The organism is Streptomyces sp. NPDC004752 (assembly GCF_053601275.1).
In genome coordinates this window covers 1-9,776 of sequence record NZ_JBSGBN010000219.1, presented here as the reverse complement: position 1 = coordinate 9,776, position 9,776 = coordinate 1, and the positions used below count along the sequence as shown (strand labels likewise).

Below are 9,776 nucleotides of genomic sequence, written 5' to 3'. Positions count from 1 at the left end.
GTCCGAGGACCTCCGCGGCCGTGCCGGTGTCAAGGGCGCCGGTGGGCTCGTCGGCGAACACCACGTCCGGGCCGGTGACCAGGGCCCGGGCGATGGCGACGCGCTGCTGCTGGCCGCCGGAGAGCTCGCCGGGGCGGCGGCGCGTCTTGTCCGCGAGCCCGACCTGGGCCAGCACCGCGGTGGCGCGGCGGCGGTCGGGGCGCTGTCCGGCGAGGCGCAGCGGGAGAAGCACGTTCTGCTCGACGGTGAGGGAGGGCAGCAGGTTGAACGCCTGGAAGACGAAGCCGAGTCGGCTGCGGCGGAGCTCGGTGAGCTTGTTCTCGCTCATGCCCGTGATCTCCGTACCGCCGAGACAAACGGAGCCGACCGACGGCCGGTCGAGCCCGGCGGCGCACTGCAGGAACGTGGACTTGCCGGACCCGGACGGCCCCATGACCGCGGTGAACGTGCCGCGCGGCAGGGCGAGGTCGACACCCGCGAGGGCATGCACGGCACCGGCACCGCGACCGTACTGACGGCGGACGCCCCGCAGTTCGACGGCGAGACCGGGCGTGCCCTGGGCCACCGGCCGGTCGTCCGTCTTCTGCCGCTTGCCGCTGCGCAGCCTCATGTTCCATCCTCTCGCGCTCTTCTCGTGCCGATAACTCGAAGCTACGGATCACGGTCATCGCGGACCATGGCGGCTGCTGGCGGATCGAGGGTAGGGATAACCCGAGGCCGGACGGCGAACGGGAGGGTCTCGACAGCTATTGGCGCGTGCTCGTGATCCCTCGTTGCGAAGTTCCGCAACGACGTCGTCAGAGGACGTCGTAGGTCAGATGCGTCGCGGTCGATGTCGAGGTCACACTCCGCTGTACCAGTGTTCGCGGCGTTCCGCCGGTGAACAGTGGCGTCCCGGCGCCCAACACGACGGGCGCGAGGTGCAGCGACAGCGCGTCGACCAGCCCGGCGTCGAGCGCCGAGGCGATCGTGGCGCCGCCGCCCATGAGGACGACGTCGAGGTCCTTGCCGCTGACCGACGATGCCGCCTCGGCGCGCTCGCGCGCGGCGGTGACGGCATCGGGCAGACCGGTGGTGACGAACGTCCAGTCGAGGTCGGTGAGCCGCACCGACTCCGGCGGCGAGCTCGTCACGACGATGAACGCGGGCTTGCCGACCTCGCGGGCGCCGTAGCCGGACGTGTCGTCCCAGCCATTCGGCCCGTCGACCACGTCGAAGAGGCGGCGGCCTAGGACGACGGCGCCCGAGCGGGCTGCCCCCTCGCGCAGCAGCCGGCGGTCGTCGGGGTCGTCGGAGAACGCCCAGGTGTGCAGTGCCTCGCCGCCGGTGCCCAGACCGTTGTCCGGGTCGGGATCGGGTCCGGTGACAAAGCCGTCGAGGGAGACTGAGATGTCAGCAATGATTCGAGTCATGCCAGGACAGACTCGATCCGCTGCCCGAAGTCATCGCCGACGCATGAAGCCGCGGCGCAGGCCGTCGAGAGTGACGCTGCTCAGGCCGATCGCGCCGATCTTGCATCAGTGCCGGGAAGCCTGCGATGCGGGACCGCTGGCAAGCGGTTCGGCGAAGTTGACGCAGGCCGTCCGGTCACCGCTGCGACGCAACAACCAGGCCAGCACCGCGTTCCATCACCGCGTTCAAACACGCAGCCGTCCATGAACCCGGCGGGACGCCTCCCGTCGCGAAGGCGATTCAGCTCAGCCCACCCTGCAGTCCCAACGCGCGTCGAGCCGCTGCGACGAACTCCCGCCTCGCGTCTTCGAGTTCGTCGAGGGAACTGCTGCTTGCGCCCACGAGACCCGCGAACCGGCGTGCGGCACGCTCCGCCTCATCCGGGCCCTCGATCAGAACGGCGCCCAGCGCCCGCTGGAGTCCCGGGCGGTCCGCCGGGTGCCCCTCTCCCGTACGCCGGGTCAAGAGCGTGGCCTCCGCCGCCTCAAGGAACCGCGCATAGGTCTGCCGCCGTGCTTCATGGAGACGAGCCGCCCGCTGTTCCTCAAGGGTCATACGTGCTGTCTCGATCATGGCATCCGCCTGCCGGTTGCCTGCATGGCGTGCCGCCTCCGCCTGCCGCTCACCGGCTCCACGCGCGAACCAGCCGGTGACAAGACTCCCGAACAGCGCCGACCCGGCCGCGAGCAGCGCAACTCCCCACTCTGTCATGCGTTCATTCTTCACGGCAGCTCGGCGCGAGACGTCTCGATCCCGCCGACTGGTACGCGGCCAAGGTCAGCCGGCACCCGGCCAAGGTCGGACGGTACCCGCCAAGGCCGGCCTGCGAGGCCCCGCCGGTACGATCTGCCTATGCCGTCCAGGGAAGAAGCCCCTCTGATCAGGGAGAAACCCAAGCATGACGCCTCACCCGCCAGTAGAATCAAGAGAATTGGGGCGACGGGCGACGGGCGACGGGCGACGGGCGACGGGCGACGGGCGACGGGCGACGGGCGACGGGCGTGAGGTGCTCTTTGCGGCCCGGTCCGCCACCGCGCTGTACCGGCTCCTGGATGTGCTGCCCGTCTTCGCCGGTGACGAGCGCATCAGCCGGACCTACACCCTTGTCCCGGGCTCCGACTTCGGCGTGGACGCGCTGAGCGCCGTCGAGCGTGCCGGGGCCCGCACGGTCGCATGGGGCGAGGCTTCCCGTCGCTCGTACGACCTGGTGCTGGCCACCAGCCCGAAAGGGGACATCGGGCTGCTGCGCGGGCCACGGGTACTGCTTCCGCACGGTGCCGGATTCGGCAAGAGTGTGCCCGGCGAGGGCTCCGGAGCGGGTACGGCGTCCGGCCTGGACCCGGTGTATCTGCTGCCCGGCGGCCGTGTCCTGGCCTCCTTCCACGCGCTGGCGCATCCCAGTCAGGTGACCCGTCTGGCCGCGGCCAGTACACAGGCGGCGGCGCGGGCCAAGGTCGTGGGGGATCCCACGCTTGAACGGGTACTGGCATCCCGTACCCTGCGGGAGCGCTATCGGGCAGCGCTGGGAACCGGCGCTCGGGCACTGGTCGTCCTGACCTCCACATGGGGTCCGGAGTCGCTGCTCCGCCGACGTCCGTCGCTGGCCACCGATCTGCTGGCCGCCCTGCCGTACGACGCGTATCAGGTGGCGCTGGTCGTGCATCCCAACGAGCGCAGCTGCAGGGGTGCCTTCGACCTGTCCGAGCATCTTTCGCCGGCTCTGCGCTCCGGTCTCGTGCTGCCGGAGGCGTACGAGGAGTGGGCCGCGGTCCTCGTGGCGGCCGACGCCGTGCTCACCGATCACGGGTCCGCCGCTCTGTACGCGGCCGCGTTGGACCGGCCTCTCATCGGCGTCTACGACGGTGGTGCGGAACTCATCGCCGGAACGCCGATGGCCGAGTTCCTGGAGCATGGCCCACGGCTGCGCGAGACGAGTTCGCACGGCCTGGAGAAGGCGCTGGCCGCACACAGTCCCGACGCGGTGCGGGACTTGGCGCAGTCCGTGTTCGCCGAGCAGGGGAATGCACTGGAGCTGCTGCGCGAGGAGATATACCGGCTGCTGGATCTCGTACCGCCGCCGGTACCCGCCGACGCCCGGGTTCTGCCGCCTCCCCGACCGGCCGGATACCGGCCCGCGGCATTCGCCGTGCGCGTCCGCCACGAAGGCTCCCACCTGACCGTGGAACGCCTGCCCGTACACACCAGCTTGTCGGCGCACCATCTGGCCGCCGAATACGGTTTCGCCGACGAGCGGCACATCCAGAGCGCGTCACTGCTGTACCGACGCGCCGCCGAACCCGCGGCCGGCCTCCACAGCACCGGCTGGACGGCCGACGGTTGGACCGCCCGTGTTCTGGAGGAGTATCCGGGCTGCCGTACCGCCGCGGCCGTCGTGACCCCGTCGCTGTGCCTGGTGCGCAGGCGCACGGGCCAGCTGCTGGCCGTGCGTATCGGCCCCTGCCGGGACAACGGCCGTGTCATATATGGCGATCCGGCCACCGTGCTCAGCGCGGTGCATGTCTGGCTACAGGGCCGATCCGGGTCGGAGACCCGATCCGCGTCGCTGATGTGTTCGGTCGGCAACCAGTCCTTCCGGGCCGAGATCACCCCTGCGACCGCCGTGGAGGCAGACACCGTCTTCTAGAGCGTCAAGACACGGTCTTCTGCCGTCAGGACAAGGCGCCGTTGCGCAACCGGATGGCGTGCGCGCTCTCGCGGTGCTGTGCTGCCTGGGTTTCGTCTCCGGTGTCTTCGGCCAAGGCGGCCAGCGAGTCATGGATACGGGCCTGGTCATGCTCAGCGTTGCGCTGACGGGCTCCGGCAAGGGCCGCCTCGTACAGTTCACGGGCCCGATCGATCTGCCCGAGGTGCTGCAACACCCCGCCGAGGGCGAAACCGGTGCGCGCCGTCATACGTTCCCGACCCAGGTCACCGGCCATGTCGTGGGCCCGCTCCAGCAGCGGGGCGGCCTGCTCCCACTCCTGGGCAGCGGCCAGTGCCCCTCCCCACCGGTAGGTCTGGAGCATGACACCGTAGGCGTTGTCGATGGCGCGGTGTGTCTCCAGGGCAGTCTGGAAGTCGGCCGCTGCGCCGACCCAGTCTCCTTGCGCCTGGCGGAGCATGCCACGGAACTCCGCTGCGGACGCGGCGAGTTTGCGGTCGGTGTCCGATTCTCCCAGGAGTTGTGCCGCGTTCAGTGCCTGCTCCATCTGCTGCCGGGCGCCGTCGAAATCCCCCTGTCCCCACAGCGGGTGTGCCAACTGGCAGCGCATGCGGACCAGGGCGGGCACATGTCCGGCGCGCTGGGCGGCCAACACGCCGGTGCGGAACGCTTCGACGGTTCCGGTACCGTGCGGGTGGTCGAGGTAGTACGTCCACAAGGGCTCGCACAATGCCCACGCCTCCGCGTCGAGACCTCGGGCGTAGGCGATCTGGACGCATCCGTGCAGAGCGGCCCGCTCCGCCTCCAGCCAGTCCAACGCCCGGCCGACAGCCGTCTGCCCGGACAGGGCCCGTTCGAAGGGCACGTCGGGCGTGTCCTCGGCCGGTGGCACGGCGGCAGCCAGTGTCAACCGGGCCCCGGCGGCAACGGTGTCGGCACGCTGGGCCTGGCGCAGATACCAGCGCACGATCCGCCGCTGCCCTTCGGCGCGCTCTTGGTCGTGCGCCTCCTCGCGCTGCGCACAGCGGGCGGCGTGGGCGCGCAGCAGTTCCGGCAGACGGATCCGCTCGCCCCGCAGATCCAGCAGACCGGCGCTGTCGAGTTCCTCAAGCGCCTCGTCCGCCGCCTCACGGCCGCGGCCGAGCAGCGCTGTGGCGCTGTCGGCGGTGAAAGAGGCCGAGGGAATGGCGGCCAGCAGCCGGTAGAGCAGCCGGGCCTGCGGGCCGAGTGTCGTGTAAGCCGCGTCCCATACTCGCTCCACCACGGCCACTCCCTTGTCGTGCAGTTCCGCGGTCAGCTCGGCCAGCAGGCGCTCCAGCGGACGGCGTCGGTGGCGGCGCATCCAACGGCCCGCGACATGCAGCGCCGCGGGCAGGCCGGAACACAGGTGCACCAGTCCGGCCGCCGCCTCCGGCTCGACGACCAGTCGCGGATCATCTACGACCTGCCGGAGCAGTTCCAAGGCATGGCCGTCCTCCAGCGGGCCCAGCGGCAGCTCGACCACCGCCCCGTCCTCCAGGTCGTACAGCGGGCCCTGGCTGGTGACGATCACCAGGCTCCGGCCGGACGCCGGGAGCAGCGGCACCACCTCGGCGCCGTAGCGGGCGTTGTCGATGACGACGAGCAGCCGCTTGCCGTCGGTCTGCGTCCAGTACTGTTTGCAGCGGGCCTGGAATGAACTTCCCAGCCACTCCCCGCCGATGCCGAGCGAGCGCAGCAGCTCCCGCAGGGCGTCGTCGACTTCGACCACTCCCCCGCACCGCCACTCGTCCAGGTCGACATAGAGCACCCCGTCCGGGTAGCGGTCCCGCCCCAAGCGTGCGATACGGAAGGCCAGTTCGGTCTTTCCCACCCCTCCGAGTCCGTTCAGTGCCAGACACAGCGGGCGGGATCGGACGTCGCTGTCCGAGAGTGCACGCACTGCTCGTGCCTGCTCATGCTCCCGGTCGACGAAACAGGCTGCCTCTGGCGGGATCTGATAGGTCATTCGGGGCCGACTCCGATGTCTTGACACTGACCGACGAGCGGTGGCAGACAGCGTTCACGCGGCCCGCAGCCTGCACACCACGACTCAACCCTACGGTCACACCGGCCTGTTGAAGCGGGTTTCCGCCTTCCCGGAAGCCGGCCCGTGCGCCACCCGTGCCGCCGAGCGGGGCCGCGGCCCTCTCGCAGGATGCGCCGAGATCCCGGACAGGGCCCAGCTCACAGACCGGGGGCATGGAAGCCGTTCAGGTCCCAGAAGGCGGCGGCGTACCAGAGCAGAGCGATCGCGGTGACGAGGGCGCCGCCGGCCAGCGGAAGCGCCCAGCTGGGCCAGCGGCGGTGGCGGACCACGATGACTTTGGCGACGAAGGCCCCGTAGAGGAAGCAGCCGGTGAGCGAGTGCAGTGCCACCCGGGTGTCGGTCAGCCGGACACCGTAGGCGGTGATGCAGTGCCAGGCGATCGGCAGGGAGAGGAGGAAGGCGGTCAGGCCGATGAGACGGTGCGCGGTGTGGACCCGGTGTGATGCGGTGCGCAGTGCGGGCAGCAGGCCGTAGATCCACAGGGCGAGAAACAGCTGGATCAGCGCCAGGCACAGGAGCGCTGAGCCGAGTCGGGCTTTGAGCCCTCTGGCGTCGTTGCCGCGCTGCCCGAAGAGGCTGTTTGCGTAGTCGGGGGTGTGTTCCCGGCCGTACCAGTAGAGGCCAACCGTCACCGCCACCGGCAGGAGCATCCACAGGACGTCGTAGCGCCGCCGGTGGTCGGCAGGGTGAGCGGCGCCGTTCATGTGATCAGCCGTCCCCGCTCTCGGTTGTGCCGTCCTGGCGCCGGACGGCACACCACGTGGTGCAGAGCGCTGTGCCGGGAGCGACGGTGATACGGGCTGACGGCCGGGGACCGAAGCGAGGACCGGTGCGGGCGGATGCGGTGGCCGCCGGGGCGGGCTGCGGGCTGCGGACTCATGCCGATCGTTGTCCTTCTGCCGCTGGAACAGCCGTTGCACACCGTGACACGTAGGGCATCGGCGTCGACCCGGGCGGTCGCGAGGCGAAGGTTTCCAAGGGGCCCTCCAGTCGTTGCGGGCAGACTCCGCCACTACGTACGAAGAGACCCCGCGCGGTCCAGTCAGCGCGCCAGCAGGTACACGAACGGTGAGAACGGTTGGGCCGGACGACTCAATCGGCCTCGCGGGCGGGTTGAGCGCCAGTGGGTGCTCGGCGTACTCAGGGCACTCGGGGTGCCCGGGGTGCTCCGCGTACGGATGTCCCTCAGCCGAACTCCGGGTCCTGATGTATCGGGTACCTGAATGTATCGGCTACCGGTATATGCTGCGCGCGTGACTCATCAACCTCTTCGGGAGCCAACTCTCCTGATACTGACGGCACTTGCCGGCCGTCCTCAGCACGGCTACAGCCTCATGCAGGATGTCGACGCCATCTCGCAGGGCCGCGTACGCCTTCGAGCCGGCACGCTCTACGGTGCTCTGGACCGCCTCCTCAAGGAGGAACTCGTCCGCGTGGCTGAGGAGGTGATCGTCGAGGGACGTCTGCGACGCACCTATGCCCTGACCGAGGCCGGATCCCAGGTTCTCGCCGCGGAGGCCGAGCGTCTGCGGTCCACGGCCGACGAGGCCACCCGCCGTCTCGCCGTCACCTTCCCCTCACTGCACGGAGCGACCGGATGAGCGACATGCCCACGCACTGGACGACCCACCTCTATCCGCGCGCCTACCGGCGTGAGTTCGCCCAGGAGGTCAGCGCGGTCATCGCCGACGTCGAGGCGGAGCAGGGCCGACGGGCGGGAACGCTCGAGAAGTCCGCGGTCATAGGCCACGCGGTACGCCTGCGGATGCGCCTCGATTCGGCCCGCCCCACCGGCCGCCTGCTGGCACGCGCCGTGCCCGTCATAGTCGCCGTCACCGCACCCTTGAGCCTGTCGCTCCTCATCGCCTGGTGCCTTCCCCCCTCGCCCCACGCGGACCGGTATATGTACGCGCCGGCTGCCTACGCGCCATGGTGCGCCATCCTGTTCTTCACACTGATCGCCCGCTGGACCGCCGCGCGCCTCAGCGCCGGCCTCGCGCTGCTCGGTGCTCTCGCGTCCCTTCCGCTGGTGCGCTGGCTGCACGGCGCCGAAGGTTTCGCGCAGGAGTGGAAGACGCTTGTCGGCCTAGCGGTGGCCGCCCTCCTCGTCCTGCTCGCTCCTCCTGACCTTCCCCCGGTGAGCAACGGCGCCCGCTGGACCGTGGCCCTGGTCGGACTGGCCCTGGCGGTTCCCCTGACCGCCGCGGCCGTCATGACCTTCGGAGGGCCGCAGGAGGAGTACCTGGTCCAGTTCGATCCGCGCGAGAACTACCTCTCGATCGTGCCCCAGATCCTCGTTCTGCCCACCGCGATCGCCGTGGCCCGCTCCCGCCGCGCCGTCGTGCTGGCCGTCTCGCTCATGACGGCCCTCCCCCTCGCATTCGTTCTCGGCGCCCAGTTGGCGGAACTCAAACGAGGCGCCTTCCCCTGGTGGGCCCTGTCTGCCTCTGTCGCCGGCCTGATCGCCCTGCCTCTGTACGGTGCGCGGGTTCTTCAGGAACGACACCGGGCAACGCGACGCGCGACGCGTCCATGACGGGGCCGTCACATCACATGGGCCTGACCGCCGTCGAATCGTCCACGGCGTATGAAGAGGAAGACGCAGCGCAGGGACAAAGACGCTGCACAGTGAAGACGCTGCGCAGAGATGAAGGCGCTGCGCAGATGTGTGGTGCTCGTCCGGGCGAAAGACTGGAGCAGTGAGCGGGATCTCTTACCGCTCACTGGCGCTAGTGCAGCCGGCCGCTGTGAGCAGCGGTCGGCTGCCTACTTGTTCAGCGGCCCGGCGTCGGGTCCCGCTCGCCGTGGTCTACCGGGTGAGGGTCCAGTGCTGTGCACTGGTCGGTGCGTCGACGCACCTCACCACCTGGAGCCTGGCGTTCTCTCCGCCGGCGGCGCCGCCCTGCACGCCCAGACACAGGTTGCTGGCGAGGTTGCGGATCCAGTAGGTGCCGTCCGACTGCGGTGCCAGCCACCAGAGTTGGTTGTCCGCAGTCGTCGCGTCGCAGTAGTACTCGGAGACCGGCGTCCCGTGGTCGACGGTGCCGTAGTAGGGCACATCCAGGCACAGCCCGTCCTTGCGGCTGGCGACGACGAACAGGCTCGCTCCCCCCGGCCCAGCGTTCTTGTCGGAGACTCTCAGGTCCCAGAGCATGTTGTCCGCGGAGGTCAATATGCAGCTGTGCTGGTTCACCGGACCGTCGACCGAGCCGTGCTCTTCGCCGGGGATGTCGGCGCACATGCCGGAACTGGCGTTCTTCAGGCCCACGTTCGTCGACGCGGACGCCGCGTTGGCCAGTTCACGAGCGCTGGGCTTGACGGTTTTCGCCTTCGCCTTCGGGCTGGCCGTCTTCCTGGTGGCAGTCGGCGACACCGCCTGCACCAGCGGCGCGGCGGCGACGCTCAGGGACGCGGACTTGGACGGGCGCGACGAGGCCGAGGCCGTGGGCGACGCGGAGGGCGACGGGGATTCTGCCGTGTAGTCGGCGGTCGGCTTGTTGTCGGACATGCCGGGGTCGAGTGTTGTCCCGCCGATGGGTGCCGTGTTGACCGTGCGGCTGTTGTCGTCGTCGCCCAGGCCGAGCACCAGGAAGG

At 70.0% G+C, this 9,776-nt stretch carries 9 protein-coding genes; 3 read left to right on the top strand and 6 right to left on the bottom strand.

Features of this window, described 5'->3' with window-relative positions; translation table 11 throughout:
* The 3 genes from ACWEKM_RS44580 to ACWEKM_RS44570 all read right to left on the bottom strand — a co-directional run.
* Positions 1-610: ABC transporter ATP-binding protein (locus tag ACWEKM_RS44580; RefSeq protein WP_451627032.1), on the bottom strand; the 610-nt coding region annotated here is incomplete at its 3' end.
* 187 nt (positions 611-797) lie between these two features.
* Positions 798-1,412, bottom strand: coding sequence for a dihydrofolate reductase family protein (locus ACWEKM_RS44575; RefSeq protein ID WP_451627031.1), 615 nt, complete (start codon positions 1,410-1,412; stop codon positions 798-800).
* A 280-nt stretch (positions 1,413-1,692) separates the two neighbouring features.
* The gene (locus ACWEKM_RS44570) at positions 1,693-2,163 is read right to left on the bottom strand and encodes a hypothetical protein (protein WP_451627030.1); all 471 of its coding nucleotides are present in this window, start codon (positions 2,161-2,163) and stop codon (positions 1,693-1,695) included.
* Positions 2,164-2,350: 187 nt separating this feature from the next.
* Here ACWEKM_RS44570 and ACWEKM_RS44565 point away from each other — a divergent pair, with 187 nt between their 5' ends.
* Complete coding sequence (locus tag ACWEKM_RS44565; protein WP_451627029.1) at positions 2,351-4,096, top strand: translation initiation factor 2; 1,746 nt, start codon at positions 2,351-2,353, stop codon at positions 4,094-4,096.
* Positions 4,097-4,121: 25 nt separating this feature from the next.
* On the opposite strand, the gene ACWEKM_RS44560 is transcribed toward ACWEKM_RS44565, so the two are convergent.
* Together ACWEKM_RS44560 and ACWEKM_RS44555 are read right to left on the bottom strand one after the other, a co-directional pair.
* Positions 4,122-6,101, bottom strand: coding sequence for a tetratricopeptide repeat protein (locus tag ACWEKM_RS44560; RefSeq protein ID WP_451627028.1), 1,980 nt, complete (start codon positions 6,099-6,101; stop codon positions 4,122-4,124).
* A gap of 218 nt (positions 6,102-6,319) precedes the next feature.
* Complete coding sequence (locus tag ACWEKM_RS44555) at positions 6,320-6,886, bottom strand: DUF6529 family protein (RefSeq protein ID WP_451627027.1); 567 nt, start codon at positions 6,884-6,886, stop codon at positions 6,320-6,322.
* 549 nt (positions 6,887-7,435) lie between these two features.
* Between ACWEKM_RS44555 and ACWEKM_RS44550 the strand changes: the two genes are divergently transcribed.
* Positions 7,436-7,783, top strand: coding sequence for a PadR family transcriptional regulator (locus ACWEKM_RS44550; RefSeq protein WP_451627026.1), 348 nt, complete (start codon positions 7,436-7,438; stop codon positions 7,781-7,783).
* A complete protein-coding gene (locus tag ACWEKM_RS44545) occupies positions 7,780-8,718 on the top strand; it encodes a hypothetical protein (RefSeq protein WP_451627025.1) in 939 nt (312 codons plus the stop codon). The genes ACWEKM_RS44550 and ACWEKM_RS44545 overlap by 4 nt, the downstream gene beginning before the upstream one ends.
* A 273-nt stretch (positions 8,719-8,991) precedes the next feature.
* Here ACWEKM_RS44545 and ACWEKM_RS44540 read toward each other — a convergent pair.
* Positions 8,992-9,776, bottom strand: a 785-nt coding sequence (locus ACWEKM_RS44540) for an RICIN domain-containing protein (RefSeq protein ID WP_451627024.1), incomplete at its 5' end; no start/stop codon positions are given.

Excerpts from the sequence above, each read along its gene's own strand:
- ACWEKM_RS44560 (WP_451627028.1), bottom strand. The coding sequence starts at position 6,101 with ATGACCTATCAGATCCCGCCAGAGGCAGCCTGTTTCGTCGACCGGGAG.
- ACWEKM_RS44570 (WP_451627030.1), bottom strand. The coding sequence starts at position 2,163 with ATGACAGAGTGGGGAGTTGCGCTGCTCGCGGCCGGGTCGGCGCTGTTC.
- ACWEKM_RS44545 (WP_451627025.1), top strand. The coding sequence starts at position 7,780 with ATGAGCGACATGCCCACGCACTGGACGACCCACCTCTATCCGCGCGCC.
- ACWEKM_RS44555 (WP_451627027.1), bottom strand. The coding sequence starts at position 6,886 with ATGAACGGCGCCGCTCACCCTGCCGACCACCGGCGGCGCTACGACGTC.
- ACWEKM_RS44565 (WP_451627029.1), top strand. The coding sequence starts at position 2,351 with ATGACGCCTCACCCGCCAGTAGAATCAAGAGAATTGGGGCGACGGGCG.
- ACWEKM_RS44575 (WP_451627031.1), bottom strand. The coding sequence starts at position 1,412 with ATGACTCGAATCATTGCTGACATCTCAGTCTCCCTCGACGGCTTTGTC.